At 63.0% G+C, this 26,051-nt stretch carries 32 protein-coding genes and 1 tRNA gene; 18 read left to right on the top strand and 15 right to left on the bottom strand.

The features are described from left to right. The first annotated feature begins 23 nt into the window (after positions 1-23). Positions 24-782: a DUF3299 domain-containing protein gene (locus D1223_RS05580; protein ID WP_119376048.1), complete on the top strand. Its 759-nt coding sequence runs from the start codon at positions 24-26 to the stop codon at positions 780-782. Between the two features lie 147 nt (positions 783-929). Here D1223_RS05580 and mscL read toward each other — a convergent pair whose 3' ends face one another. From mscL to cmk, 4 genes are all read right to left on the bottom strand, one after another. Further along, positions 930-1,346 carry a large conductance mechanosensitive channel protein MscL gene (gene mscL / locus D1223_RS05575; protein WP_119375440.1) on the bottom strand — a complete coding sequence of 139 codons (417 nt, stop codon included), beginning with the start codon at positions 1,344-1,346 and terminating at the stop codon, positions 930-932. Between the two features lie 98 nt (positions 1,347-1,444). Further along, on the bottom strand, positions 1,445-1,744 hold the full coding sequence (ihfB, locus tag D1223_RS05570) for an integration host factor subunit beta (RefSeq protein WP_119375439.1): 300 nt from the start codon (positions 1,742-1,744) through the stop codon (positions 1,445-1,447). 104 nt (positions 1,745-1,848) lie between these two features. Continuing rightward, a complete protein-coding gene (gene rpsA, locus D1223_RS05560) occupies positions 1,849-3,741 on the bottom strand; it encodes a 30S ribosomal protein S1 (protein WP_233353054.1) in 1,893 nt (630 codons plus the stop codon). 135 nt (positions 3,742-3,876) lie between these two features. Then, the gene (cmk, locus tag D1223_RS05555) at positions 3,877-4,509 is read right to left on the bottom strand and encodes a (d)CMP kinase (RefSeq protein ID WP_119375438.1); all 633 of its coding nucleotides are present in this window, start codon (positions 4,507-4,509) and stop codon (positions 3,877-3,879) included. A gap of 109 nt (positions 4,510-4,618) precedes the next feature. Here cmk and D1223_RS05550 point away from each other — a divergent pair, with 109 nt between their 5' ends. Beyond that, entirely contained in the window at positions 4,619-5,686 is a 1,068-nt protein-coding gene (locus tag D1223_RS05550) for a PLP-dependent cysteine synthase family protein (protein WP_119375437.1), read from the top strand. Positions 5,687-5,689: 3 nt separating this feature from the next. On the opposite strand, the gene D1223_RS05545 is transcribed toward D1223_RS05550, so the two are convergent. Continuing rightward, positions 5,690-6,184 (bottom strand): macro domain-containing protein, encoded by a 495-nt coding sequence (locus tag D1223_RS05545; protein WP_119375436.1) that lies wholly within the window; start codon positions 6,182-6,184, stop codon positions 5,690-5,692. A 72-nt stretch (positions 6,185-6,256) separates the two neighbouring features. Here D1223_RS05545 and D1223_RS05540 point away from each other — a divergent pair, with 72 nt between their 5' ends. Beyond that, positions 6,257-6,949, top strand: a complete 693-nt coding sequence (locus tag D1223_RS05540) for an NAD(P)-dependent oxidoreductase (protein ID WP_119376047.1) — start codon at positions 6,257-6,259, stop codon at positions 6,947-6,949. Between the two features lie 9 nt (positions 6,950-6,958). On the opposite strand, the gene aroA is transcribed toward D1223_RS05540, so the two are convergent. Continuing rightward, positions 6,959-8,287, bottom strand: coding sequence for a 3-phosphoshikimate 1-carboxyvinyltransferase (gene aroA / locus D1223_RS05535; protein ID WP_233353052.1), 1,329 nt, complete (start codon positions 8,285-8,287; stop codon positions 6,959-6,961). Between the two features lie 99 nt (positions 8,288-8,386). Between aroA and D1223_RS05530 the strand changes: the two genes are divergently transcribed. Together D1223_RS05530 and D1223_RS05525 are read left to right on the top strand one after the other, a co-directional pair. Next, positions 8,387-8,998 carry a TIGR02300 family protein gene (locus D1223_RS05530; RefSeq protein WP_119375435.1) on the top strand — a complete coding sequence of 204 codons (612 nt, stop codon included), beginning with the start codon at positions 8,387-8,389 and terminating at the stop codon, positions 8,996-8,998. A gap of 56 nt (positions 8,999-9,054) precedes the next feature. Beyond that, positions 9,055-9,130 (top strand) — tRNA-Ala (locus D1223_RS05525). A gap of 97 nt (positions 9,131-9,227) precedes the next feature. Here D1223_RS05525 and D1223_RS18795 read toward each other — a convergent pair. Then, positions 9,228-9,542: a hypothetical protein gene (locus D1223_RS18795; protein WP_158588414.1), complete on the bottom strand. Its 315-nt coding sequence runs from the start codon at positions 9,540-9,542 to the stop codon at positions 9,228-9,230. On the opposite strand from D1223_RS18795, the gene D1223_RS05520 reads away from it, so the two are divergent. Next, positions 9,537-10,208: an FAD-binding oxidoreductase gene (locus D1223_RS05520; RefSeq protein ID WP_158588413.1), complete on the top strand. Its 672-nt coding sequence runs from the start codon at positions 9,537-9,539 to the stop codon at positions 10,206-10,208. The two genes, D1223_RS18795 and D1223_RS05520, sit on opposite strands and share 6 nt — an antisense overlap. Before the next feature lie 217 nt (positions 10,209-10,425). Continuing rightward, positions 10,426-10,671, top strand: coding sequence for a DUF1150 family protein (locus D1223_RS05515; protein ID WP_119375433.1), 246 nt, complete (start codon positions 10,426-10,428; stop codon positions 10,669-10,671). Positions 10,672-10,735: 64 nt separating this feature from the next. Here the strand turns inward: D1223_RS05515 and D1223_RS05510 are convergent, their stop codons facing one another. Further along, complete coding sequence (locus D1223_RS05510; RefSeq protein ID WP_119375432.1) at positions 10,736-11,722, bottom strand: 2-hydroxyacid dehydrogenase; 987 nt, start codon at positions 11,720-11,722, stop codon at positions 10,736-10,738. Positions 11,723-11,828: 106 nt separating this feature from the next. On the opposite strand from D1223_RS05510, the gene D1223_RS05505 reads away from it, so the two are divergent. The 5 genes from D1223_RS05505 to D1223_RS05485 all read left to right on the top strand — a co-directional run bounded on the left by D1223_RS05505 (position 11,829) and on the right by D1223_RS05485 (position 15,114). Further along, positions 11,829-12,344 carry an SH3 domain-containing protein gene (locus tag D1223_RS05505; RefSeq protein ID WP_158586536.1) on the top strand — a complete coding sequence of 172 codons (516 nt, stop codon included), beginning with the start codon at positions 11,829-11,831 and terminating at the stop codon, positions 12,342-12,344. Between the two features lie 104 nt (positions 12,345-12,448). Next, positions 12,449-13,003 (top strand): bifunctional 3-hydroxydecanoyl-ACP dehydratase/trans-2-decenoyl-ACP isomerase, encoded by a 555-nt coding sequence (fabA, locus tag D1223_RS05500; RefSeq protein ID WP_119375430.1) that lies wholly within the window; start codon positions 12,449-12,451, stop codon positions 13,001-13,003. 66 nt (positions 13,004-13,069) lie between these two features. After that, positions 13,070-13,885, top strand: a complete 816-nt coding sequence (locus D1223_RS05495; protein WP_119375429.1) for an enoyl-ACP reductase FabI — start codon at positions 13,070-13,072, stop codon at positions 13,883-13,885. A 1-nt stretch (position 13,886) separates the two neighbouring features. Next, the gene (locus D1223_RS05490; RefSeq protein WP_119375428.1) at positions 13,887-14,660 is read left to right on the top strand and encodes a hypothetical protein; all 774 of its coding nucleotides are present in this window, start codon (positions 13,887-13,889) and stop codon (positions 14,658-14,660) included. Positions 14,661-14,667: 7 nt separating this feature from the next. Next, positions 14,668-15,114 carry a GFA family protein gene (locus tag D1223_RS05485; RefSeq protein ID WP_119375427.1) on the top strand — a complete coding sequence of 149 codons (447 nt, stop codon included), beginning with the start codon at positions 14,668-14,670 and terminating at the stop codon, positions 15,112-15,114. A 20-nt stretch (positions 15,115-15,134) separates the two neighbouring features. On the opposite strand, the gene D1223_RS05480 is transcribed toward D1223_RS05485, so the two are convergent. Continuing rightward, the gene (locus D1223_RS05480) at positions 15,135-15,527 is read right to left on the bottom strand and encodes a hypothetical protein (RefSeq protein WP_119375426.1); all 393 of its coding nucleotides are present in this window, start codon (positions 15,525-15,527) and stop codon (positions 15,135-15,137) included. 343 nt (positions 15,528-15,870) lie between these two features. Here D1223_RS05480 and D1223_RS05475 point away from each other — a divergent pair, with 343 nt between their 5' ends. Then, positions 15,871-16,125 (top strand): YjhX family toxin, encoded by a 255-nt coding sequence (locus D1223_RS05475; protein WP_119375425.1) that lies wholly within the window; start codon positions 15,871-15,873, stop codon positions 16,123-16,125. On the opposite strand, the gene D1223_RS05470 is transcribed toward D1223_RS05475, so the two are convergent. Then, positions 16,122-17,024 carry an SDR family NAD(P)-dependent oxidoreductase gene (locus D1223_RS05470; protein WP_119375424.1) on the bottom strand — a complete coding sequence of 301 codons (903 nt, stop codon included), beginning with the start codon at positions 17,022-17,024 and terminating at the stop codon, positions 16,122-16,124. The two genes, D1223_RS05475 and D1223_RS05470, sit on opposite strands and share 4 nt — an antisense overlap. A gap of 141 nt (positions 17,025-17,165) precedes the next feature. Between D1223_RS05470 and D1223_RS05465 the strand changes: the two genes are divergently transcribed. The 3 genes from D1223_RS05465 to D1223_RS05455 all read left to right on the top strand — a co-directional run bounded on the left by D1223_RS05465 (position 17,166) and on the right by D1223_RS05455 (position 19,284). Beyond that, complete coding sequence (locus D1223_RS05465; RefSeq protein ID WP_119375423.1) at positions 17,166-17,822, top strand: SDR family oxidoreductase; 657 nt, start codon at positions 17,166-17,168, stop codon at positions 17,820-17,822. Positions 17,823-17,967: 145 nt separating this feature from the next. Continuing rightward, positions 17,968-18,567 carry an NAD(P)H-dependent oxidoreductase gene (locus D1223_RS05460; protein WP_158588412.1) on the top strand — a complete coding sequence of 200 codons (600 nt, stop codon included), beginning with the start codon at positions 17,968-17,970 and terminating at the stop codon, positions 18,565-18,567. A gap of 36 nt (positions 18,568-18,603) precedes the next feature. Next, on the top strand, positions 18,604-19,284 hold the full coding sequence (locus tag D1223_RS05455) for a nitroreductase family protein (RefSeq protein ID WP_233353051.1): 681 nt from the start codon (positions 18,604-18,606) through the stop codon (positions 19,282-19,284). Positions 19,285-19,287: 3 nt separating this feature from the next. On the opposite strand, the gene udk is transcribed toward D1223_RS05455, so the two are convergent. From udk to rpsO, 4 genes are all read right to left on the bottom strand, one after another. After that, a complete protein-coding gene (gene udk, locus D1223_RS05450; protein ID WP_119375421.1) occupies positions 19,288-19,974 on the bottom strand; it encodes a uridine kinase in 687 nt (228 codons plus the stop codon). Between the two features lie 307 nt (positions 19,975-20,281). Next, positions 20,282-21,109, bottom strand: a complete 828-nt coding sequence (locus D1223_RS05445) for a CAP domain-containing protein (RefSeq protein ID WP_119375420.1) — start codon at positions 21,107-21,109, stop codon at positions 20,282-20,284. 248 nt (positions 21,110-21,357) lie between these two features. Then, on the bottom strand, positions 21,358-23,496 hold the full coding sequence (gene pnp / locus D1223_RS05440) for a polyribonucleotide nucleotidyltransferase (protein ID WP_119375419.1): 2,139 nt from the start codon (positions 23,494-23,496) through the stop codon (positions 21,358-21,360). A 72-nt stretch (positions 23,497-23,568) separates the two neighbouring features. Next, positions 23,569-23,838: a 30S ribosomal protein S15 gene (gene rpsO, locus D1223_RS05435; protein ID WP_119375418.1), complete on the bottom strand. Its 270-nt coding sequence runs from the start codon at positions 23,836-23,838 to the stop codon at positions 23,569-23,571. A gap of 378 nt (positions 23,839-24,216) precedes the next feature. Here rpsO and D1223_RS05430 point away from each other — a divergent pair, with 378 nt between their 5' ends. After that, on the top strand, positions 24,217-24,924 hold the full coding sequence (locus tag D1223_RS05430; RefSeq protein ID WP_119375417.1) for a polyamine aminopropyltransferase: 708 nt from the start codon (positions 24,217-24,219) through the stop codon (positions 24,922-24,924). A 101-nt stretch (positions 24,925-25,025) separates the two neighbouring features. Here the strand turns inward: D1223_RS05430 and D1223_RS05425 are convergent, their stop codons facing one another. Next, positions 25,026-25,367, bottom strand: coding sequence for a P-II family nitrogen regulator (locus tag D1223_RS05425; protein WP_119376044.1), 342 nt, complete (start codon positions 25,365-25,367; stop codon positions 25,026-25,028). A 387-nt stretch (positions 25,368-25,754) separates the two neighbouring features. Between D1223_RS05425 and D1223_RS05420 the strand changes: the two genes are divergently transcribed. Next, the gene (locus tag D1223_RS05420; RefSeq protein WP_119375416.1) at positions 25,755-25,937 is read left to right on the top strand and encodes a hypothetical protein; all 183 of its coding nucleotides are present in this window, start codon (positions 25,755-25,757) and stop codon (positions 25,935-25,937) included. Positions 25,938-26,051 lie beyond the last annotated feature (114 nt).

The raw sequence follows: 26,051 nt of genomic DNA, 5'->3' as shown, positions 1-26,051 counted from the left end.
TCATTGTTCCTAGATTGATGTACATGAAACAGATCCTGCTCGCCGCTTCCGCCCTTGTCCTGGTCTCCGGCCTGACGGCCTGCAGCGAGGCAAGTGAACCACCGGCCAGCGCGCCGCAATCCGATGCGGCTGGCGATGCAACCGGTTCCCCGGATGTCCAGCTGGCGCGGGCGGAAACCGCCGATAGCGGGCCGGAGATCGGCGAACGCGTGCCCGAGCCGGATGAGCGCAAATCCTCCGGCAGCTCGATTGCGTCGGCATCGGCTGCGGAAAAAGCCCGTGCCGATGCGGTGGCCGCCCGCGGCGTGACCGAGATCGGCTGGGAAGAACTGATGCCCGAGGGCGAGGAAGAGCGCATCGCCGAAATGTATCAGGCGCAAATGGCTCGGCTCTATGGCGGGCCGGGCGGCGGTGTCGCGGAAGGCTCGGCGGCTGACCAGGCGATCCAGATCGGCACATTCAACCGGGTCGAGGAAATTCTTGGCCAGCCCGCGGACGGGATGAAGATTCGCCTGCCCGGCTACACGGTGCCCTTCGAGTACGGCAAGGATGCACAGATCAGCGAATTCCTGCTCGTGCCGTATTACGGGGCCTGCCTGCACGCCCCGCCGCCACCACCGAATCAGACCGTGTTCGTCAAAGCCGACAAGCCGATCAAGCTGAAGGACCTCTCCCAGGCTGTCTGGATCGAGGGCACCTTGCGCACTGAAACGCAGAAATCCGACCTCGCCGACGCGGCCTATACGATCGAGATGACGGGCTGGGAAATCTACGAATACTAGGCCGGACCGGCGCGCAGGCCGTTCGCCTCCGCGTGTAAAGGCCATTACAGCGCCGCCAAATTGAGAAGGGCGCCACCAATAAGGCGACGCCCTTCAAAACGCTACAAACTCTACTGCGAGCGTTTGTGTCGGAAACTGGTTAAGAGTTTACGACTGCTTGGCCAGCAGATTGCGAATTTCTTCCAGAAGCACTTCCTGGCGCGGCGGCGCTGGCGGTTCCGCCGGGGCTGCCTCTTCCTTGGCCTTCATCCGGTTCATGCCCTTGATGATCAGGAACATGACGAAGGCCACAATGATGAAGGAAATACAGGCCGCAATGAAATTGCCGAGTTCGACAATGGCGGCTTCCTTGATGACCTCGCCATCGGCGCCGACTTCGGCCGGAGAGATGGTGAAGGCGATGGATGACAGGTCGATCCCGCCCATGATTGGCGCCAGAATTGGCAGGAAGACCCCCTGGATAAACGCGGTGACGACGGTCGCGAAGGCGCCGCCCATCACGAAGCCGACAGCCATGTCGACCAGGTTCCCCTTCATGGCGAACTCTTTGAATTCCTTGAGCATTCGTCCCTCCTGACTGGGTTTGCCCGATTTAAGATCGGCAAACTTTCGGCGCGTTCTGCCGCAGCGTCAATATGGAAGAGATCTGGACCCGCCGGGGCCTAGCGCGCTTCGGGGTCGGTTCCGCCGTTCACACGCGCCCGCAAATCCTTGCCCGGCCTGAAGAAAGGCACCGACTTGGCTTCGACATGGACCTTCTCGCCGGTACGGGGATTGCGCCCGATCCTCGGCTTTCGTTCGCGCACGGAGAACGCGCCGAAGCCGCGAAGTTCGACCCGGTTACCCTCGGCAAGCGCCTGGGCAATCTCCTCAAGAATGATCGAAACGATCTTCTCGAGATCATCTTGCTTGAGGTGGCTATATTCCTCGGCAAGCTTGGCTATGAGTTCTGACCTGAGCATGACTTTGAATGTAAACGAAATTTGGGGCGGAAACCAGTGGCTCCGCCCCAAACATTACCTTGTTTTTTTGTCATAAAGCGGATTTAGCACCCGCCCAGACGGTTTTACTCGCCGTCTTCGTCCGATTTCGCCTTCGACTTTGCGGTCGATTTCTTGGCTGTAGACGCCTTCTTGGCAGCAGCCTTTTTCGGCTTCTCCTCAGCGTCGGCCTCGTCGGCTTCAGCCTTGGCTTCGTCAGCCTCGTCGGCCTCCTCGGCTTTCTTGGCTGCAGCCTTCTTGGCCTTCGGAGCGTCGTCTTCCTCGTCCGGCGTATCGCCCTTGGTGGCGAGGGCCGCGCCCAGAATGTCGCCAAGCGAAGCACCGCTGTCTGCGGAGCCATACTGCTTCACGGCTTCCTGCTCTTCGGAGATCTCCAGCGCCTTGATCGAGACCGACACGCGGCGGGCCGCCTTGTCGATCTGGGTGACCTTGGCGTCGACCTTGTCACCGACAGAGAAGCGCTCAGGGCGCTGCTCGGAGCGGTCACGCGACAGGTCGGAGCGGCGGATAAAGGCCGTCATGGCCGGTTCGCCGAACTGGACCTCGATACCGCCCGAGGTGACCTCGGTGACGGTGCAGGTGACCGTGTCGTTGCGGCGGACTTCCATGTCGGACATCGGATCGCCGGCCAGTTGCTTGATGCCGAGCGAAATACGCTCTTTCTCGACATCCACATCCAGCACCTTCGCACGGACGACGTCGCCCTTGTTGAAGTTGGCAATCGCCTGCTCGCCCGGCACATCCCACGAAATGTCGTTGATGTGGACCATGCCGTCGAGTTCCGGGCCGAGACCGATGAACAGGCCGAATTCCGTGATGCCACGAACTTCGCCTTCGACTTCGGTACCTGCCGGATGCTCTGCCATGAAGGCCGACCACGGATTGTCCTGGGTCTGCTTCAGGCCGAGGGAGATGCGGCGCTTCTCGGCGTCGACATCGAGCACTTCGACCATGACTTCCTGCGAGGTGGAGACGATCTTGCCCGGATGGACATTCTTTTTCGTCCAGCTCATTTCGGAAACGTGAATCAGGCCTTCGACGCCGTCTTCCAGTTCCACGAACGCACCGTAATCGGTGATGTTGGTGACAGTACCCGGCAGGCGCGTGCCGACCATGTACTTGCTCTCGACGCCTTCCCACGGATCGGCTTCGAGCTGCTTCATGCCGAGCGAGATGCGCTGGGTGTCCTGGTTGATCTTGATGATCTGGACTTTCACCGTGTCGCCGACATTCACGACCTGGCTCGGATGGTTGATCCGCTTCCAGCTCATGTCGGTGACGTGCAGCAGGCCGTCGATGCCGCCAAGATCCACGAACGCACCGTAATCGGTGATGTTCTTCACGACGCCCTCGCGGACATCGCCTTCGGTCATGGCTTCGACGATTTCGGCGCGCTGTTCGGCGCGGCTCTCTTCAAGGATCGCACGGCGCGAGACAACGATGTTGCCGCGTGCGCGGTCGAGCTTGAGGATCTGGAACGGCTGGACTTCGCCCATCAGCGGGGACACGTCGCGCACCGGACGGATGTCGACTTGCGAGCCCGGAAGGAAGGCGTTGACTCCGCCGAGGTCGACCGTGAAGCCGCCTTTGACGCGGCCGGAGATCGCGCCCTTGACCGGCTCGTCCTTGTTGTAGCTGTCCTCGAGCTTGATCCAGCTCTCTTCACGGCGAGCCTTGTCGCGCGAGAGAACGGCTTCGCCCATCAGGTTCTCGATGCGGTCGAGGAAGACCTCGACGATGTCGCCGACCTTGGGCTTTTCTTCCTCGAGGAGGAATTCTTTCATTGGCACCCGGCCTTCGACCTTCAGGCCGACGTCCAGGATCAGCTGGTCACCGTTGATCGCGACGACAGTGGCAGGGACCACGCGGCCTTCCTGCAGGGTCGTTGCACCGGTGGACTCTTCGAACATCGCGGCAAAGTCGTCGGTGCTCGGATTCATGGTTTCAGTTGCAGACATTTTTTCTCCAAAGGGTCTGATCAACGCGGTTCACGGCGCCGAGCGGGATTGCTGGCGCGTACACGCTGTCAGTCTTTATTCTGGAAGGGCGGAGGCCAGGCTTTTGGATTTGGAGCCAGTTTGCTCCAGAGCCTGCTACTCCTGACGGGCCATGACCGCATCCACGGCCGCCCGCGCCTTTTCCACAGCCGCGTCTATAGTCAGATGAGTGGTATCGATCAAGACCGCGTCTGCGGCCATTTTCATGGGCGCGTCCTTGCGGCTGCGGTCCCGCTCGTCGCGCTCGCGCAACTGGCGGATCAGATCGTCGAGAGAGATGGTTGCGCCGGAGGCTGTCAGCTCGGCATGACGGCGCCGGGCGCGGGCATCGAGGTCGGCATCGACCCAGAGTTTCACATCGGCGTCGGGGCAAACCACCGTGCCGATATCCCGGCCATCGAGCACCGCGCCGGTCGGCTGGTGCGCGAAGTCGCGCTGCAGCTGCAGGAGGGCTGTTCGCACTTCCGGAATTACGGCGACCTTTGAAGCCGCCACACCGGCCTCTGCCGTGCGCAATTCAGCTTCCTCGTATAGGCCCGGATCGAGCCGGGCGGCGAGGGCGGCGATGGCGTCGGCATCGTCGAGCGCGACGCCCGCCCGCATCGCGGCGACACCGGTCGCGCGGTATAGACGGCCGGTATCCATATGCGGCAGGCCATAATGGGCCGCGAGTCGCGTGGCGATCGTCCCCTTGCCTGAGGCCAGTGTTCCGTCGATGGCGATAATCATGGCGCGGACAGATGCGTCATGGCGCGGCGAGCGTCAACCGGACTTGCCAAGCCATGATGCAGCCTGTCATCAAGCGCGGACCTTGGATGCAATCAGGAGGCTGTCCGGGATGCAGGATCTTTGCGGCGAGCGGCAGTGGGTCTGCGAGGCCATGCAGCGCATCAATGCCGACTTCAACCGCTCGGCCGATACGCATCTTATCCGGGTCGACCTGCCCGGTTTTGATGACCAGGCCCTCTACCTGAAAGACGAGTCGATCCATCCATCCGGCAGCCTGAAGCACCGGCTGGCCCGCTCGCTTTACCTTTATGGCCTGTGCAACGGAATGATCGGGCCGGACACGGTCGTGGTCGAAAGCTCATCAGGCTCGACGGCCGTGTCGGAAGCCTATTTCGCCCGGCTGCTCGGCCTGCGCTTCATCGCCGTCCTGCCGGAGGGCACGGCGCAGAAGAAGATCGACCAGATCCGTTTCTACGGCGCCGAGACCCGCGCTGTCCCGGCCACGGACATCTATGCCGAGGCCGAGCGCATCGCCTCAGAGCTTGGCGGGCATTACATGGACCAGTTCACTTTCGCCGAGCGGGCAACGGACTGGCGCGGCAACAACAATATTGCCGAGAGCCTGTTCGCGCAGCTCTCGCTTGAAGAACACGCCATCCCGGACTGGGTCGTGATGAGTGCGGGCACGGGCGGGACGTCGGCCACCATCGGCCGCTTCATCCGCTATCGCGGAGACCTGTCGTCGAAAACGCAGCTTTGCGTCGCCGATCCGGAAAACTCCGTCTTCTACGATCACTATGTCACGCGCGACCCCGATCTCAGGATCAAGGGGCGCTCGCGCATCGAGGGGATTGGCCGCCCCCGCGTCGAGGCCTCCTTCCAGCCACGCGTCATCGACCGGATGATGCAGGTGCCGGATGCCGCCTCGCTGGCCACGATCCACTGGCTGGAAGGCATGCTGGGGCGCAAGTGCGGCGGGTCTACCGGGACGAACGTCTGGGCGGCGCTGCACCTGATGGCGGAAATGCGGGAGGCCGGGCGGGCTGGCAGCGTCGCGACACTGATCTGCGATGGCGGCGAGCGCTATCTCGACACCTATTACAATCCCGGCTGGCTGGAGGCGCAGGGCCTCGACCTTGCGCCCCACCTGGAAGCCATCGCCCGCCTGACGGCCTGAGAGTCAGGTGTCGAGCGCTGCGGCGAGTGCGTTTGCGTTCGCTGCATCGAAGGCGGTGAGGGTGATCGAAACCGGGTGGCGCTCGGCCATGGCGCGGCACGCGCGCACGGCAATGCCTGCGGCCTCGTTCACCGGAAACCCGTAGGCCCCGGTCGAGATCGCGGGGAAGGCGATGGATCTCAGCTCCCGCGCCACGAGTTCGTCGAGGCAATGGCGGTAACACGCCGCCAGAAGCTCGGCCTCCCCTTCCTGCCCGCCGCGCCATATGGGGCCGACCGTATGGAAGATGAGGCGGCCTTCGATCCTGAAGCCATCGGTCACGCGAACCTCGCCCGTCGGGCAGGGCGCGAGCGGCTTGCACGCCTCTTTGAGCTCCGGACCGGCCGCGCGGTGGATCGCCCCGTCGACCCCGCCGCCCCCCATCAGCGAGGAATTGGCCGCGTTGACGATCACATCGCAGGTGATGTCGAGAATGTTGCCGTGGTGAAGAGAGATCATGACTGCAGTCTCTGGCATCGCTGAAGCGTTTATCCCATCATGGCCGGCGGCATGAAGGGAAGGGGGCGGATGATGAAAGTCTGCATCATCGGCATATCAGGCAAGCTTGGCCAGTACATGGCCCGTCACGCGCTCGCGCGAGGATACGAAGTCGTCGGGGTCTGCCGGGAACAGAGCGTGGAAAAGCTCGACGCGCTGAAGGATGAGATCACCGTATTCCCGGGGGCAACGGATGACCGCGATGTTATCCGCCAGGCGGTCAAGGGCTGCGACGGCGTTCTGACGGTTCTCGTGCCATGGGGTGTTACGGGCTATGCGACCAAGACGGCCCAGGCGGTACTCGATCTTGCCCCCAAGGATGCGCGGCTGATCTTCTCGTGCGGCTGGCACATCACGCGGGACGGCAAGGACAAGTATAGCTGGCAGCTGAAAGCCCTCTTGGCCGTATTCGGCTTCATTGGCCGGCTGTTTCGTTTGGTCGACATCGACGACCAGGTCGAAGCCTGCCGGCGGGTCTTCGAAAGCGACCGGCAATGGACAGTCGTGCGCGGCAGCAACCTTGAAGAAGGCGAAAGCGAGGGCCTGCCCGTCTGGGCCGAACATGTCGGCGATCCGGTGCTGGAGAGCAATCGGACCCGCCGCGTGGATTTTGCGCTGTTCATGGTCGATGCGCTGACCAATGATGCGCTCATCCGGAAGGCGCCGGCGATTGTGAGCTGTGCCTCGGAGTCAGCTCGCGCTCATGCTGGGGCAGCCAGCGCCTGAGCACCCGGTTCAACCCTCCCGGATGTCCGCGCCGAGCTCGGCCATATGGGCCATGAAGTCGGGATAGGACGTCGCGATCATGCCCGGATCGTCTATGGAGACCGGCTTTTGCGCGGCCGTACCCATGACCAGCGCGCTCATCGCGATGCGGTGGTCATGATGGGTCTCGACGAGGCCGCCGCCCGGCGGCGGGCCGCCGCAGCCCTGCACGACAAAGCCGTCGGCGCGCTCTTCCACCTCGACACCGTTTACCCTCAGCATGGCGACCGTCGCAGCGATCCGGTCGCTTTCCTTCACGCGCAACTCCTCTGCGCCAGAGACGACGGTTTCGCCCTCGGCAAAGGCGGCGATGACTGACAGGACCGGGAATTCGTCAATCATTGAAGCGACCAGGGTTTCCGGAATGGACCGGCCCTTGAGGCTGGCTGTGGCGGCCTGCAGGTCCACCAGCCGTTCACCGGCTGCATCGCCCATTTCCTCAGCGCCGAGCCCCGCGCCCATCATGGCGGCGGCCTGGAAGAAGCCGTCTCGCGTCTCGTTCGACATCACGCCCTCGACGACGACCCCGCCCGATGGCGAGATCAGCGCCCCGGCAATCAGGAAGGCGGCCGAGGAGGGGTCTCCTGGAATGGATGTATCGACCGGCTGGAGCGTCTGGCCGCCCTCGATGCTCACGCACTGGCGAACGCCGCCAGCGGGCCGCGTCGATATCTTCACGCCGAAGCCGCGCAGCATCTTCTCTGTATGGTCGCGCGTCGGACGGGATTCGGTGACGCTTGTCGTGCCACGGGCATTGAGGCCTGCCAGCAGGACGCAGGACTTGACCTGCGCGGAGGCCTGTTCCGGCTCGAAGTCGATGGGCGTCAGCGCGTCGGACCCGTGCAGCGTGATCGGCAGCATGCCGCGTCCGTCATGCTCGAAGCGTGCGCCCATCTGCTCCAGCGGCTTGATCACGCGGTTCATTGGCCGCTTCGAGAGGCTGGCATCGCCAACGAGGCGCGCTGTGATCGGATAGCCGGCCATCAGCCCCATCATCAGGCGCGAGCCGGTACCCGAATTACCGAAATCGATATCCTGAGCCGGCGAGCTGAGGCCCGCCTTGCCAACACCCTTGACCGTCCATTTTCCCGGGCCGATCTGCTCGACGCTGGCGCCGAGCGCGGCCATGGCTTTTGCTGTGTTTATGACGTCTTCGCCTTCCAGCAGGCCGGATATCTCGGAGGTGCCATCCGCGAGGCCCGCAAACATCAGGGCACGGTGCGAGCAGGACTTGTCGCCCGGCGCCCGGATGGCGCCCTGAAACCGGGGAACGGGGTATGAAGTCCAGGCCAAACGCATCTCCTCTGCACAAGCACGCGAAAAGCGCTTTGACAGGGGCGCGCCTTTCTGGCAAGCGCCCCCCCATCATTTCATCCCAGGTGCGGAGACCAAAGACCGATGGCCGATCCAGATCTTGGTATCAAACAGATTTGCCCCAGCTGCGAAGCGAAGTTCTACGACCTGAACAAGCGCCCGGCCGTTTGCCCGAAGTGCAAGACCGAATTCGATCCCGACGATGACGAGGTCCGCACGACCAGCGCCAAGCTGAAAGCGAAGCGCGCCAAGAGCGCTGTGCCGAAGGATGAGGACGAGGACGATCTCGAAGAGGAAGAGAACAAGCGCCGCAAGAAGAAGGCCGTCAGCGATGACGACGATGACGGCGATGATGATGACGACGACATCGAGGAAGATGAAGACGAGGATGACGACGAGGACGAAGCGTCCCGCGAACTCGGCTCGGATGCCGATGAAGTAGTCCTGGAAGGCGGTGACGAGGAAGAAGACGATGAGGCTGCGCCCGGCAAGGTGCCAAGCGGCTTCAACGAGGACGGCATCGACGATGACGACGATGACGACGACATCGACCTCGACGAGGACGAAGATGATTTCGACCTCGAAGACGACGATATCGACCTCGGCGACGAAGACGATCTGACCCTCGACGACGACGATGATGACGACGACGAGGATGATGATGCGTCCGATGAGGGCGAAGACGAAAAGTCCTGATAAATGGACTTGATCAGGAGCGCGTGAGACTATAACTCACGCGTCTCCAGAGAAATGGGGCCTTAGCTCAGCTGGGAGAGCGCCTGCATGGCATGCAGGAGGTCAGCGGTTCGATCCCGCTAGGCTCCACCATTCGCTGCCGATTGAGCGTCAGCTCAAAAAATCAGTCCGGGGGACTGATCTTAGGCTGGCGAATGCGGCCGCAGCCGCCTTTTTTGTATTATCCCCGCTACGCTTCGCTCCGCGATGGATCGCGCTCAGGGCTGCTCCAGTTCGCTTCGCGAAAAAATCGATCCGGTGGATCGATTTTCGGATGAAAATGCCCCGGCAGGGGCTTCATCGAATGATCCCGTTTCGCACTCCGTTCCTCACATGGATCGCGCTCAGGGCTGCGCGTCAGCGGCAGCCATTGTGGCTGGTCCAAGGGTGGCGCAGCGGCCTCTCTATACCAGCCATAGAAAATTTCAGACGAGCGGCACGGGAACGCCGCCATCTCCAGACACGTTTCTCCGGCAAGCTGATAAAAACGGAGAAAAATATGCATACGCTGACGCTACAGGCTGTCGAAGCCGTCACCCATGACGTCAACCGGTATGTCTTCGACAAGCCGGCAGACCTCACCTACACGCCCGGCCAGGCCATTGATCTTGCCCTTGACCGCGAAGGCTGGCGCGATGACGGGCATCCCTTCACGCCGACCAGCCTGCCGCAGGAAGGCAATCTCGAATTCACCATCAAGACCTATCCGGAGCATGACGGCATGACCAAGCGTCTCGCCACGCTGAAGCCCGGCGACACGGTCCTGGCCGATGAGCCCTGGGGCGCCATCCAGGACGAAGGCAAGGGCTGGTTCATCGCAGGCGGTGCCGGCGTGACGCCCTTCATCGCGATCCTTCGCGAGCGGCTGGAGAAGAATGGCACGCTGGATGGCTGCGAGTTGATTTTCTCCAACAAGACCGAAGACGACATCATCCATCGCAAGATGTTCGAGGACATGCCGGGTCTCACCACCTATTTCACGGTCAGCCACCAGTCCGATACGGACCTGCCCAAAGGCATGATCGACAAGGACCTGCTCGCCCGCCGGATCGAGCCTGGAAAAGGCAAATGCTATATCTGCGGACCGGATGCGATGCTGGATGACATCTCGGCGGCGCTTCTGGAAATCGGCGTGCCGGAAGACGATATCATCACCGAGGAATTCGACTGATCCGGCTTTTTTAGCTGAATCTGAATGGCCATTCAGCATCGGCGCAAAAAGTGAGCAAATGCCCACATCTTGCCGCCTTTCCGGCTTGAACCGGGCATTATGCGACACCAGATTCACCATGACACCCGAGCCCGGCGGCGAGAGGAGCTGCCGCCAAGTGGGGCTTCTCGCCGGGCATCATGTGTCGTGGTCCTGTCTTTGAAGGAAGGAGCATGCCATGACGACAGACCTTCAACATCAAGCCGCCAAGCTGTTTTCGGCGAAGGATCTGGTTTATATCCGCCGGATCGCCGAAAAAGAGCTCGATGGCCTGCCGCCTGAGGCGCTCGACACCGTTGCCGACCGTGACGCACTGTTCGTGCTCGCCAATGGTGACGGCCAGCAACTGGCGATCGTCGAAGGCCGCGAAGCTGCCTTTGCCGCCGCCCGCGCACACGAGATGCGCCCGGTCAGCGTCCACTAGAGACGCCCTCGGCAAGAGATTGAAAGCATGAAAAAGCCCGGCAGAGATGCCGGGCTTTTTTTATCTAGAGGATCGCCGGGATGACGCGGTCCGGGGGCTTGTGGCCGTCGGCGAAGGTCTTGATGTTGATGATGACCTTTTCGCCCATCTCGATCCGGCCCTCGACCGTGGCCGAGCCCATATGCGGCAGCAGCACGACATTCGGCAGGCCGACGAGTTCCGGGTTGACCACTGGCTCGCGTTCGAACACGTCGAGGCCGGCGCCGCCAATCCGTCCTGCCTTCAGCGCCCGGGCGAGGGCGGCCTCGTCGATCACCTCGCCGCGCGCGGTGTTGACCACGAAAGCGTCGGGCTTGAGCAGGTCGATCCGGCGCGCATTCAGCAGGTGGAAGGTTGCCGGCGTGTGCGGGCAGTTGACCGAGATGACGTCCATCCGCGCCAGCATCTGGTCGAGGCTCTCCCAGTATGTGGCCTCCAGCTCGTCAGTGACCTGACGGTTCAATGGCTTGCGGTTGTGATAGTGGATCTGCAGGCCGAACGCCTTGGCCCGGCGGGCGACGGCCTGGCCGATGCGGCCCATGCCGATAATGCCAAGACGCTTGCCGGCGAGGCGGCGGCCCAGCATCCAGGTCGGCGCCCAGCCATCGAACTTGCCCGCTTCCAGCAACTTCACGCCTTCATAGAGGCGGCGCGGCACGGACAGGATCAGCGCCATGGTGACATCGGCGGTGTCGTCGGTCAGAACGCCGGGCGTATTGGTCACGGTGATGCCGCGCTGGACGGCGCTCTCAATGTCGAGATTGTCGACCCCGGCGCCGAACTGGGCGATGTGGCGCAGCTGCGGCCCGGCCTGGGCAAGCAGGCGCCCATCGATGCGGTCGGTCACGGTCGGCACGAGAACGTCGGCACGCTTCACGGCATCAATCATCTGCGCATCGGAAAACGGGACGTCGGTTTCGTTGAGTTCCGTGTCGAAAAGCTCCTTCAGCCGGATCTCGACGGGATCCGGCAGGCGCCGCGTGACGATGACCTTCAGCCGCTTTGCGGTCATGAACGTTTCCTTTCCTGCTTCTGCGCATAGCAGAGCATTTGCCGATCGCCAATGCGCAGCCCTGCGGCTTTACCGCCGATTCACCGGCGCGCGCGATAAAGGCCTCATGAAACTGCCTGCACGTCTTGTCTTTGCTGTTTGCCTTATCCTGAACGCCGCCAGTTATGCAACTGCCGTTGCAGAGCCCGAGCCGGTGCGCATCAGCCAGTTTTCCGGCAAGCCGGTGCCGCGATTCGAATCACTGCGCTACTCGGCGGTTCATGGCCGGCGCGGGCCATCCAAGGACCACGAAATCGTCTGGCGGTATGAGCGCCAGGGCATGCCGGTACTCGTGGTCAAGGAAACCCGCGACTGGCGCCAGATCCGCGATGCCGACGGCGACGAGACCTGGGTGCAGGCGCGGATGCTGAACGATCGCCGCAATGTTGTCCTGCTGACCAAGGCGATCATGCGGCGCAAGCCCAATGAGCTCTCACGCGGCATGGCGTCCATCCAGAAGGGCGTCATTGCCGAGCTCGAACAGTGCGAGGATGGCTGGTGCCGAATCAAGGCCGACGGCTTCAAGGGCTGGGTCGAGCAGGCCTCGCTCTGGGGCATCGAAACGCATACGGACGGGCTGTGACGCCAACCATTCCTGCAACCCAGCGTCTCGCCGTCATTGCTTGACAATCCGACCTCAGGCAGGCTCATGCGCGTTTTCTTGTTCTGATCAGCAGGAGTCCCCTCATGAGCGGACCGCACGACTTCCATACCCCCAAGTCCTCCTACACCAAGGAAGACCTTCTCATCTCCGGCCAGGGCCAGCTTTTCGGGCCAGGCAATGCGCAGCTGCCCATGCCGCCGATGCTGATGATGGACCGGATCACGGAGATCAGTCTGGATGGTGGCCAGTTCGGCAAGGGGCATGTAATCGGCGAGTACGACATCCAGCCTGATCTCTGGTTCTTCCAGTGCCACTTCCCGGGCGACCCTGTGATGCCGGGCTGCCTCGGCCTTGATGCGATGTGGCAGGCGGTCGGCTACTGGCTCGGCTGGTCCGGCTCGCCGGGCAAAGGCCGCGCGCTCGGAGTCGGCGAGGTGAAGTTCACCGGCGAGATCACACCGGACAAGAAGCTCGTACGCTATGAGATCGACATCAAGCGCGCCCGCCGCGGCCGGCTCGTCCTCGGCATTGCCGACGGCCGGGTCTATGTCGATGGCGAGCATGTCTACACCGCGCTCGACATGAAGGTCGGCCTGAAGAACGTTCTCGATGGCAATGCGAGCATGCCGGGCGCTTGACGCAACCTGCGGGCGCGCCTAGCCCGAAAGCTGGAAAACATATTCACCATCAGGGAGTGAGCGATCATGTCGGACGACTGGAACATGCCGTCAGGCGAGCTGATGAAGGGCAAGCGCGGCGTCGTCATGGGCGTTGCCAACCAGAACTCGATTGCCTGGGGCATCTCGAAACAGCTGGCTGCCCAGGGCGCCGAAATCGCCTTCACCTATCAGGGCGAAAGCCTTGAACGCCGCGTGCGCCCGCTGATCGAATCCATCGGCATGGACACGATGATCCCGGCCGATGTGACCGACGACGCGTCCATGGACGCCGCCTTCGCCGCCATCAAGGAGAAGTGGGGCACGATCGACTTCCTCGTCCACTCCATCGCCTTTGCCGGCAAGGATGAGCTGCAGGGCTCCATGGTCGCAAACACGACACGCGAGGGCTTTCGCCGCGCCATGGATATTTCGGTCTATTCCTTCATCGATTGCGCCCGGCGCGGGGCCGAGCTGATGCCGGATGGCGGTGCGATGATCTGCATGACCTATCTCGGCGCTGAACGCACCGTTCCGTCCTACAACGTGATGGGCGTTGCCAAGGCCGCGCTTGAAGCGGCCACCCGCTATGCGGCGCGGGACCTCGGTGCGCAGGGCATCCGCGTCAACGCGATCTCTGCCGGCGCGATGCGCACGCTTTCGCTGGCGGGCATCCGCGGCGGCAAGTCGTTGATGGGCACGGGCCGCGACTGGTCGCTGCTGAAGGAAGACACCAAGATGGAAGGCGTCGCGGGCGCTGCGCTCTACCTCCTCTCCGATCTCGGCCAGTCCATCGCGGGCGAAGTCATGCATGTCGATGCGGGCTTCCACGTTGTCGGTGTCCCGGACCTTCCGGACGAATAGGATGAAACCCCTCCGCGCCGCGCTTGCCCCGTTCATTGCGCTCTCGCTTACGCTTCCAGCGTGTGTGACGAGCGAGCCGGGAGCTGGGCCCAGCGCAGATGACGCGCCTGCCTTCGATCTTTCGAAATGCCAGGGCTTCCGCAATTTCGACCTCGCCGAAATCCGCGAGCGGATGAGCGATGAGGACTGGCAGAAGGCGTCGGACCGGGTCACCAATATCCTCGCCGATCAGCATATTCCCGAAGTTGCGAAAGATGCCGAGACGCTGATCCTTGCCTACCAGGCCTCTTACCCCACTGTACGGACGACGATCTGGTATAGTGCGGAGCGTCAGGAGTGGCGGGGCTACAGGACGTCATCCGGCACCGCCTATGGCCCGGTACCGCCGCCACCGCCGCCGCCCCCTCCGCCGGAAGACCCTGACCAGCTGGAAAAGTACAAGGCCGCCCGCGCCAAGGAGCAGGCCCGCAAGGAAGCAGCCGAACGCGCGGAAGAAGAGCTGCGCCGCGAGGGCTATGTCTACACCGCTGCGAGCACCGCGATCATCGAAGCCTGGATGAATGACCCGTGCTTTGCCGCCGAGCCCGACTTCATCAGAACACCGCTGACACTGAAGCTTGGCGACCGGGCAGGCGAGGGCTGGTACTGCCCGCCCGATGGCAATTTCTGGGTCGGCGAAATCCGCAAGCGCGGCGAGACCGTGCGCCAGATGTCAGTGCCCTGCATCTCCAAGACCGCCACCCACGGCTTCCTCGCCTGGGCAACGTCCTATTGAGGCCGTCATGACCTCCCGCACCGCAGCCTGCCGCTGTGGCCAGCTTACGGTCACCTGCCAGGGTGAGCCGGTCCGCGTCTCCGTCTGCCACTGCTTTGCCTGCCAGCAGCGCTCGGGCAGCGCCTTCGCGGTGCAGGCGCGCTGGCCGGACGAACAGATCAGCATTGAGGGCGAGACGAAGATGTGGGTGCGCACAGCCGACAGCGGCAACAAGGCGACCTATCGCTTCTGCCCGCATTGCGGCTCGACCATGGCCTATATCATCGAGGGTTGGCCCGGCGTGACCGCCATTCCCGTCGGCAATTTCACCGATCTCGACTTTCCCGCCCCGAAGCACTCCGTCTTCGAGGACCGCAAACATGCCTGGGTCGAGATCCTTGGCGAGGATGTTGAGCACGTGACCTCGACGCAGGCCGCGAAAAAGCCGTCGCTGGATTTGCGCGGGAAGGATTGAAGTCAGCGACCAGACCGCGTTCAGCACGTCTCGTTCAGTCGTTCCCGTCCGTATTTTTGGAGAAGATGGGCTGAGTTTTCGGCGTCCGAGTAACCGAGCAAGCTTCCCTGAAGCCACTCGAGATGCGGGCACCACGCGCGGTCGTAAAGAAAACGAATCAGATGGAGATATGCGGGGCCTCTCCAGCTTTCTTCTGGACGCGTGAATGCAACCACATACACCGGCTGTCCATCAATTTCGAACGTTTCCTCGAACCTCAGTACACGACTTGAGGCGACAGCATTCGCAAAATCCTGTCCTCCTGCTGCGTCGCTTTCACTGAAGCCGTCATAGCCCGAGAAGGCTGCAAGTGGCTTTTGCCCGGTCAGAAGCATTTCAAGCTCTCGTCCGTCATGCGCACCTGGCTTGTTCATCTGATCAGTTCCTCTGGCCTGAACAGTCCATCAATAGCCTGCATGGTGAGCGAAGTCGAACCATGCGCAGGCATTGCAACATTAGAGACAGCCTCCCCCTCCCCTCTGGGGAGGGTCGGGGTGGGACTTGCGCTCGCGTCTAACCTGCCCCAAATACAGCGCTCCAATGGAGTGTTGATGACACGCAACCTGTCTGAGTCCCGCTAAGGGGCCTGCCGCGAGCGCCGTAACTGGCGAGGCAGGCCGACAAGCGAATGCCGGTCTCTCAAAGCTGAGAGGCTGAGGACTTGTCATGCGTGCGCCCTTTAGAGCGGGCCGCGCACACCTTCCGGACTACAGACAAATGGATATCTCCCGCGCCGAACAGCGCATCCTTCACCTGCTCGCCCAGGGCGGGCGCATTGAAACCACCCGCCAGGGAAAGAAGCTCGCCGAGCTGCATTGCTACTCGCGCGATGGCTGGCGCTTTGCCGGCCTCGACGAGCATCTTTTCCGCAAGCTGAAGCGCAAGCGCGCCATCGCCTCGAAAGGCGGTGCGCCCTATCGCATCACGCGGCGGGGGCTGGAACTGGTCAGGGCCGAACTGGACAACCGCTAGGCTGGCCGGACCGCCTCTCTCAGCGACGCGAAAACGTCCATCCCGAAGTCGCCCTCATAGGCGGCTTCGGGTGTGGCGCGGACCGCTTCATCGAGGGCGGCGGCGTCCGGGCCGATCAGGATACGCCACTGGCCCGCGCGCACGCCGTCGAGGATGACCTTTGCCGCGTCGGGTGCGCTGGTGATGGCATTGTCGCGAAACATCTCGCCGCGCGCCTTTGCGGCTTCATACTCTTCATTGCCCCCGCCAATCGCGGAATTGTCGCCGAACTCCCGCAGCGTGTTGAGCGCGATCTGCGTGCCGATATGGCCGGGCATGACGACCGACGCCGTCACATGCGGGGCGTTGATGCGAAGATCCGTGATCAGCGCTTCGGTGAACCCCTTCACCGCGAACTTGGCGGCCGAATAGGCCGTATGCGGTGTTTCCGGCCCGAGGCTCGCCCAGAAGCCGTTGACCGAGCTCACATTCACGATGTGGCCTTCATCGGCGGCGATCAGCATCGGCATGAAGGCGCGGGCATTGTAGTAGACGCCGTACCAGCAGACATTGAAAGTCCGTTCCCAGCTTTCGCGCGGATCGCTGACGAAGCTGCCGCCGCCGCCAATGCCGGCATTGTTGATCAGCAGGTGGATATGGTCGGTCTCGTGCGCGGTGCGGACATGGTCTGCAAAGGCCTGGACCTGGTCTTCCTTGCCGACATCCGCGCGGAAGGCGGTGATCCTCACCCCCTGCGGCGCGAGCGCCTCTGCAGCCGACACCGTGCCGGCCATATCCTCTTCGGAGATGTCGCAGATGGCGACGCTGCAGCCGGCCTCGGCGAGCTGTTTGGTCATCTCCCGGCCCATGCCGGCTCCGCCGCCAGTGACAACGGCGATCTTCCCGCTGAAATCCTTCATTCTTTCCTCCCGGTTTTATAGTTGCCGGAAGCGTAATCCCGCGATTGGCCGCCGCACAGGCATGACCGCGAGGAAACTGTCTGGAACACGCGCCGCCGTGCCATGTTATGGACAGGCAGCACAACGGAAAGGATCTCAGCCATGGCCAACATCTTCCTGATCGGCGCGACGGGCGGGGTCGGCATCCGGCTGGTGCCAGACCTCATCGCGCGCGGCCATGCCGTCACGGGCCTGCATCGCAAGCCGGAACAGGCCGAGGACCTGCGCGCGGCCGGCGCCATGCCGGTCGAGGCCGACCTGATGGAGATCTCCGCCAGCGACCTGGAAATGATGGTGCAGGGCTCGGATGCTGTCGTCTTCTCCGCCGGGGCGGCAGGCAGCGGGCTCGACCGTACAACCGCCATCGACGGCGACGGCCCGGTCAAGCTGATCGAGGCGGCCCGCAAGACGGGCGTCAAACGTGTCTACCTCGTTTCCGTCTTCCCCGATGCGGGGCGCAGCCGCGAGCGCCGCGACGGCTTCGAGCACTATATGGCCGAGAAGAAGCGCGCCGACGCAGCGCTGGCTGGCAGCGAGCTCGACTATGTCATCATCCGCCCTGGCACGCTTCAGAGCGAGGCGGGCGACGGCCGGGTCCGCGCCGGTCACGCCACCCCCTATGGCAATGTCGCGCGGGGTAATGTCGCCGCCTTCATTGCAGAGCTCATCGACACGCCATTGATCCGCCGGGAGATTTTCGAGCTGACCGATGGGGATGTGCCGGTCGCCGAGGCGGTGGCATGCCTCAAGCGGGACTGACCCCCCGAGATCTCTCCACGCTACCAGACCGCGCCGCGAGACGGCCTTGCGGCTGCGCCGCCAGTACCGCTTCGAAGAAACCGCTTGCGATTCATGCTCTGAACAATTATGAATTCATTCAATGTTTACTGAGAAAGGGGCTGGCATGGCCGCACGTATCTTCATCTGGGTCGGACATCCGCGCGAAACCTCGCTCTCGCATGGCATGGCCGATGCCTACCAGAAGGCCGCCGAAGCCGAGGGCGCCGAGACCCGCCGCATGAATTTGCACGAGATGGACTTCGATCCGGACCTGACCGAAGGCTATCATGCCCGCAAGACGCTGGAGCCGTGCCTGGAAGAATGGCGCGAGAATATCATGTGGGCGAACCATCTTGTCTGGGCCTATCCCCAATGGTGGGGCGGCATGCCCGCCAAGATGAAAGGCGTCATCGACCGCTGCTTCCTGCCTGGCTTTGCCATGGCCTATCACGAGAAAGGGCCCTGGTGGGACAGGCTGCTGGCGGGCCGGTCCGCCGATGTCTTCATGACGTCTGATGCGCCGGTCTTCTGGGATGCGCTATCCTATCGCCGCGCGGCGAAGAACCAGGTCGAACGCCCCGTCTTCAACTTTGCTGGCATCAAACCCTTCCGCACCTTCCAGTTCGGCCCGGTCAAGGGCACGCCTCAGGAGAAGATCGACACCTGGCTAGCCAAGGCGTCCAGGCGCGGGGCGGCCATGGGGCGCAAGCTGGCGAAAGCGTGATTTGCCCGTGCGCGGGGGCTGCGCCAGACCGGTTGCATGAAGACCTCACCAGAAACCCATCTCCCGCTGGAGGGCTACCGGCTGTTGCCGGAAGCGGAGATGCGCCAGCGTGCGCACGCCTTTCATGAGACCATGCGCACCCGCCGCTCGGTGCGTGCCTTTTCCGTCAGGCCCGTGCCGCAAGGGTTGATCGAGGCCTGTGTCCGGGTGGCCGGGACAGCGCCATCGGGCGCAAACCATCAGCCCTGGTTCTTCGCCTGTGTCGGCTCGCCGGAGAAAAAGCGCGAGATCCGGGAGGCGGCCGAAGCCGAGGAGCGCGCCTTCTATGCCGGCAAGGCGGGCACGGAATGGCTGGACGCCCTGACACCCATCGGGACCGATGCGGACAAGCCCTACATGGAGACCGCGCCCTGGCTCATCTGTATCTTCGCGCAGCGACGCGGCGGGGCCGAGGCCGGTGAGGACCGGAAGAATTACTACATCCACGAAAGCGTCGGCATTGCCACCGGCCTGCTCATGGCGGCCTGCCATGAAGCGGGGCTGGCGACGCTGGTGCATACGCCGAATCCGATGAATTTCCTGAACGGGATTTGCGGGCGCCCCGCGACGGAGAAACCCTTCCTGATTCTCGTTGCCGGGCATCCGGCAGAGGGTGCCATGGTGCCGAAGCACGCGCTCAAGAAGAAGCCGCTCAGCGATATTGCGGATTTTCTCTGACGGTCAGATCACGCCGGCGCCCTGCAGGCGGGAGATGACGGGGGCGAGCATCCGGTCGATTGCTTCGGCGCCCGGAATGACATCGCCATAGGCCGGCAGGCCCTCATCGGCAATGACAAGGTCGGCCTCGAACTTGGCCGGATGGGTGAAGCGGTAATGCGCCGCGCGCACCGTTGTCAGATAGTGCTCCAGCACGTTCTGCACGGTTCGTCCGCGCTCCAGCACGTCGCGGCGGATGCGGCGCGCCAGGCGCAGATCGTCCGGCGTGTCGACATAGATTGACAGGTCGATCAGCGGGAACAGCTCGGGCACGGAAAGGGCGTGGATGCCTTCCAGGATCAGGACCGGTTTCGGATCGATACGAAAGGTCCGCGTCGTGTCGCGGTCATGCCGGTCGAAATCATAGACGGGCTGCTCGATATACTGGCCGGATTTCAGCGCCTTGATGTCATTGACGAGGTGGCGGTTATCCTTTGAGGCCGGATCGTCATAATTGGCCTGCGCGATGATCGCGGCGCGCTGCTCGGGCGTGTCGCAGGGCCCGTAATGGCGCATCGGCCAGTAATAGCCATCCTCATGGAAGATGACGGCCTTGTCCGCGCCGAGGCGCTCGATCAGGGCATCGGCAAGCGTCGACTTGCCGGAACCCGAGCCACCCGACATGGCAATGAGGAAGGTTGAGCTGGTCATGCGCCGGATGTAGCGGGAACCCGCCCGGCAGGGAACCCATCCCCGCAGATGCGGGCCGCTCGCTCCACCCCGACCCTCCCCAGAGGGGAGGGGGCGCTAGACGCAGCCTTTCTCGCCGGCCCATGGTTCGACTTCGCTCACCATGCGCCCCGACAGTTGTACCGGGCATAACCTCATCCCCCTCCCCTCTGGGGAGGGTCGGGGTGGGGCCCTGATCCGGGGATCAAACAAAACAAAGGGCGCTCTCCATCAGGAAAGCGCCCCTTGCTCGTGGACGAGAGCCTCCTCCCGTCTCGGGGTATTTGGCCTAGCGGCTGACGATCGGGCCGCGCAGCACGTAAGTGTCGGTGTTCAGCTCGACGAGGATGTCCAGATAGGCGTTGCCCGGCTGGTCGACGCTTTCAGCTGTCAGGCGCATCATCTGGCCACCGGCGAGCCGGTTGCCGGCATCGTCGGTGAGGTTCCAGCCAGCGGTGCGGAAATAGTCCTCACTCATGCGGGGCTGGAAGCTGGTTGCGCCCGCGATCTGCAAAGGGAGCGGGGTTTCCAGCTCGCCATCGACGGTCGTCAGCATCTGCACGACATAGACCCGGTCATTGCCTTCGGCGATGCCGAGGCCGGTTGCGTTAAAGCGCTCGCGGGTCAGGTTTTCGCGGTTGGCCGTGTCGGAGCGGATCGCATCGTAAATGTCCTCAGCGCTGGCATCAGCGCCCAGCACGACCACATTCGCGCCGGTTGCGCTGGCGAGGACCTGCCGGTCGAGCGCGCGCATCCGGTAGACATGGCCGCGGCCTTCAAGGTCGCTGTGGCCGGCATAATTGCGCGCTGCCATGTCGAGGGCGTGGGCGCGGGCGGCCTGGTCCAGCGAGGCGCGGCGTTCGAGCGGCTCGAGGCCGGCTTTGGCGCGGGCAGCATTGGTCTTCTCGTAGACGGCCGTTTCGCGGTCAGCGGAAAAGGCGTCTGATGCGTCGAGGCAGGCTTCGACTTCCGCGACATAGGAGACAACGTCGTCGCCATATCCGTCAGAGAGGTCGCAGCGGGTTTCCGCGGCGGCGGGTGCGGCCATGATGGCGCCGCCTGCTACCGCAATGGCCAGCAGCGTCGAGGCGCGAAGTGTGTCATATTTCTGTAACATAACCGCATCATTTGAAATGTGACAGTTATGTGTCAACTAAAATCTTGCGCTGCAGCGCAACATATTTTTCGTGCGTATACGGAGCGAGTCCACCGCTATTGGGGATCTGGCGAAATCCCGTTCCGGATGCGAAATGAAATTTCTGGCTGAATCCGTGTGCTGACGGGGCTTCGAAGCCCGTTCGCAGCCAAAAAAAAGGGCCGCAGCGTGTGCGGCCCTTTCGTGACGGTGTGTGTGGAAGGTGGAGCCTATTCGGCGTCCGCGTCGGCCGTTTCGGCTTCCTTGTCCTTGCCGGTTTCCTGGTCGACGGCCTTCATCGACAGGCGGACCTTGCCGCGATCGTCGAAGCCCATCAGCTTGACCCACACGGTGTCGCCTTCCTTGACGATGTCCTTGGGATGGCCGACGCGCTCGTCCGCCATCTGCGAGACGTGCACCAGGCCGTCCTTCGGACCGAAGAAGTTCACGAAGGCGCCGAAATCCTTGATGGAGACGATCTTGCCTTCATAGATCTCGCCGACTTCCGGCTCAGCGGTAAGTTCGCGGATGCGCTTCTTGGCGGCATCGATGGATTCGCGGTCGAGGGCCGAAATCTGGATCGTGCCGTCGTCCTCCACGTTGAGCTTGGCGCCCGTCGTGTCGACGATGTCGCGGATCGTCTTGCCGCCGGAACCGATCACGTCGCGGATCTTGTCGACCGGGATGTTCACGATTTCCATTTGCGGTGCGTTGGCCGAGAGCTCGCCGCGCGAAGCGGCCAGCGCCTTGTTCATCTCACTGAGGATATGGGCACGGCCACCTTTCGCCTGATCGAGGGCGGTTTCCATGATCTCCTTGGTGATGCCGGCGATCTTGATGTCCATCTGCAGCGAGGTGACACCTTTCTCGGTCCCGGCGACCTTGAAGTCCATGTCGCCGAGATGGTCCTCGTCACCGAGGATGTCGGAGAGGACGGCAACGCCTTCATCATCCTTGATCAGGCCCATTGCGATACCGGACACCGGGCGCGAAATCGGCACACCCGCATCCATCATGGCCAGCGAGCAGCCGCACACCGTCGCCATGGAGGACGAGCCGTTCGACTCGGTGATCTCCGAAACAAGGCGGATGGTGTAGGGGAACTGATCGGCTTCCGGCAGGACGGCGCTCAGCGCACGCCAGGCAAGCTTGCCGTGGCCGATCTCGCGGCGGCCTGCGCCACCCATGCGGCCGGTTTCACCGACGGAATAGGGCGGGAAGTTGTAGTGCAGGAGGAATTTTTCCTTCCGCGTGCCACCGAGGCCGTCGATGAACTGCTCATCGTCGGAGGTGCCGAGCGTGGCAACGCAGATGGCCTGCGTCTCGCCGCGCGTGAACAGGGCAGAGCCATGCGTGCGCGGCAGGAAGCCGGCTTCGGCAACGATCGGGCGGACCTGGTCGAGCGAACGGCCATCGATACGCTTGCCGGTCTTGATGATGTCGCCGCGGACAACCTTGGCTTCGGCCTTCTTGAAGGCAGCCTTGAACACAGACTCGTCCATGCCGTCGGGCTTCTCTTCCGTCGCCACGAGGGCTTCAGCAGCCTTCTCGCGCGCCGCGCCGACAGCTTCCTGGCGGGCCAGCTTCTCGGTGATCTTGTAGGCGGCAGAGAGGTCTGCACCGACAAGGTCCTGAATCTGCTTGAGTTCGCCCGACAGGTCTTCGGCGTCAAACTCGAACGGTTCCTTCGCGGCCTTCTCGGCGAGCTTGATGATGGCGTCCATCACCGGCTGCATCGCTTCATGGCCGGCCATGACGGCGCCGAGCATCACGTCTTCCGGCAGCTCCTTGGCTTCGGACTCGACCATCATCACGGCATCGTTGGTGCCGGCGACGACGAGGTCCAGCTCGGACTCTTCAAGGTCCTGCTCGGTCGGGTTGATCAGGTACTGGCCGTCCTTGTAGCCGACGCGGGCTGCGCCGATCGGGCCCATGAACGGGGCACCGGACAGGACGAGGGCGGCGGATGCGCCGATCATGCCGATAATGTCCGGATCGTTTTCCATGTCGTAGGAGATCGCCGTGATAACGACCTGGACTTCATTCTTGAAGCCATCGACGAAAAGCGGGCGGATCGGGCGGTCGATGAGGCGAGACGTCAGCGTCTCTTTCTCGGTCGGGCGGCCTTCACGCTTGAAGTAGCCGCCTGGGATGCGGCCCGATGCGTAGTATTTTTCCTGATAGTTGACCGTGAGCGGGAAGAAATCCTGCCCCGGCTTGGCTTCCTTGCGGAAGGTGGCTGTCGCGAGGACGGTGGTGTCCCCGTAAGTGACGAGGACGGCCCCGTCAGCCTGACGAGCGACACGGCCCGTCTCGATCGTCAACGTGCGGCCGGCCCATTCCAGCGACACGGTTTGCTTGTCAAACATAAGTCTTCTTTCTCTTCATACGTAAAGCCCGCCAGGACCCCATGTCCGGCGGGCTTGAGATTGGCAGGGCGCCTAGCGGCGGATCCCCAGCTCTTCAATGAGCGCCTGATAGCGGCTCTCGTTCTTCCTCTTGAGATAGTCGAGGAGTTTCCGGCGCGTGGCGACCAGGTTGAGCAGGCCGCGGCGCGAATGGTGGTCTTTCTTGTTGGTCTGGAAGTGGTTGGTGAGGTTGTTGATCCGCTCTGTGAGGATTGCGACCTGCACTTCCGGAGACCCGGTATCGCCTTCGGTCTGGGCGAATTTCTTGATCAGTTCAGTTTTCTTTTCTGCCGTGATCGACATCGTCAATTACTTTCGTTTTCGCCTTGCGGCGGGTTGCACTGTCTCGCCTGTGATGGGCGGGGTTTCGTGAGACGGGTTTCGCCATTCAGCCAGGGCCGGGATGTCGTCCAGCCGGGCTAGAGAGCGGAACGCTCGCCTCAAGGGGGCGCCCATCGCACAGAATGCCCCAAAAGGGAAGGGGCAGGGTGTGGTGAAAGGTGTGGTCCGGACCAGGCTTCACCCCACCCCAGCCCTCCCCGCAAGCGGGGAGGGTGCGCAGGCAGCAATCATCGCGCGAGGTTGCCGTCAGCGTTCCCTCCCCTCGGGGGAGGGTCAGGGAGGCGGCGAGGTCTGGACACACGGTTTCCGTTCGCGCCGAAATCCCTTTACACCCGCACAATGTCCAAACTTTTCGAAGAACTCGACTATCAGGTCACCGATATAGGGGCCGTCAGCCTGCGCCGGCGGCGCATCCTGTCGCTCGATAAGGATGTCTGGGAAGTCCTGCTCGGTGACGAGCATCTGATGTCGAGCCTGTTTACCGCGTCCGAGGTGGCGCTGGCGCAGCTCGGCCTTGCGGCGCTGGGCGAGGCGCCGGCAGAGGGCTGGGATGTCGTGGTGGGTGGGCTCGGCCTTGGCTATACCGCAGCCACCGTGCTGGAGGATGCGCGCGTTGGCTGCCTCAGGGTGGTCGAGCTGCTCGCCCCCGTCATCGAGTGGCATGAGAAACGCCTTGTTCCGCTCGATCCGCCGCTCGTCGCTGACAAGAGGTGCCGCGTCGTTGAGGGCGACTTCTTTGCGCTGGCGGCTTCCGATGAGGGGTTCGGCGGGCCGCAGGATGCGATCCTGATCGACATCGACCATACGCCGGACTGGCTGCTCGATCAGCGCAGCGGCAGTTTCTACTCTGAAGAGGGCCTTGCGAAACTCGCCCGCCACCTCAAGCCCGGCGGCGTGATGGGTCTGTGGTCCGATGCGCGTGCGGACGAGGCTTTCGTGGCCCGCATGGCGAAGGTTTTTAGCAACGCCTGGAGCGAGCCGGTCACCTTCCACAATCCGCTGCAGGACAAGCCCTTCACCCAGACCGTCTATCTGGCGCGCACATAGAGCCCCAGCCCGACCCTCCCCAGGCGGGAGGGGGCGCAGACAGCTCAGCCGGGTGCAACCTCATCCCCCTCCCCGCTGGGGAGGGTCGGGGTGGGGCCAGCCTACCCGATTGCCAGTTCATCCTTCTCGCCGGTGCGGATGCGCACAACCTGGTCGAGCGTGTGGACGAACAGCTTGCCGTCGCCGACCTTGCCGGTCGAGGCGACCGACTGGATGGTGTCGATCACCTGGTTCATGATCGCGCTGGAGACGGCGATTTCGAGCCGCAGCTTCGGCACTTCCGTCGTGGTGTACTCTGCCCCGCGATAGAATTCGGTCTGGCCGCGTTGGCGTCCGAAGCCCTTCACCTGTGTCACCGTGATGCCCTCGACGCCGAGCTGAAGCAGCGCCTCGCGCAGGTCGTCATATTTGTGCGGGCGGATGACGGCGGTGATCATGTGCATCGGGTGTTCCCTTTCATAGCGCAGGCCGAGATCGACCAGGCGGCGGATGGCTTCTGAACGCGATGGCAGGTCCGACTGGCCGCGGCGCCACTCATCGACAGTTTTCGAGAATTCACTGGAGGCGACAAGCTGGATTCGCTGGTCGAGTTTTTCCATCGGGACGGTCTCTTCTTGTCTACGCTTTTACGCTTGTCCGGGCCGGGGGATGGCCCTGCCGGGCGCGGCAAATCTGGGCGCCTGGAGCCCTCTCAATCCCACAGAATCGCAAGTTACGCAAACGCGTAAAATATACATGTTGACAAACTTACACACCTTACATACCTTCGGCGTAACAGACGAGGCGAACCGGCCCTGAAAGGCCGGCAAAAACGCCGAAGGAGAGTGAAGATGACCAAGCTGATCTATCGCGGCCATGAAGTGAAAGACGCCCCTCAGGCCCGCCAGACGCTGGCAGACCAGATGCGCAAGCCGCACCTTGTATACCGCGGTGTCGCCCATGACGGCACGCACCCTGTGGAGATCGAGACCGGCACCCGCCATCTCGTCTACCGCGGACACCGTTTCGCCTGAGCCCATGGCGAAAACCCGAGGCTATCCTCGACCCCATCAGATAGCCCTGACACGGAAAAGGCTGCCCACGTGAGAAGGGGCAGCCTTTTTTGATGGGCGCGGGCTCTGACGATC

It is taken from the genome of Henriciella mobilis, from assembly GCF_003576285.1.
GTDB classification, from domain to species: domain Bacteria; phylum Pseudomonadota; class Alphaproteobacteria; order Caulobacterales; family Hyphomonadaceae; genus Henriciella; species Henriciella mobilis.
This window is presented reverse-complemented; position numbering and strand designations above follow the sequence as displayed.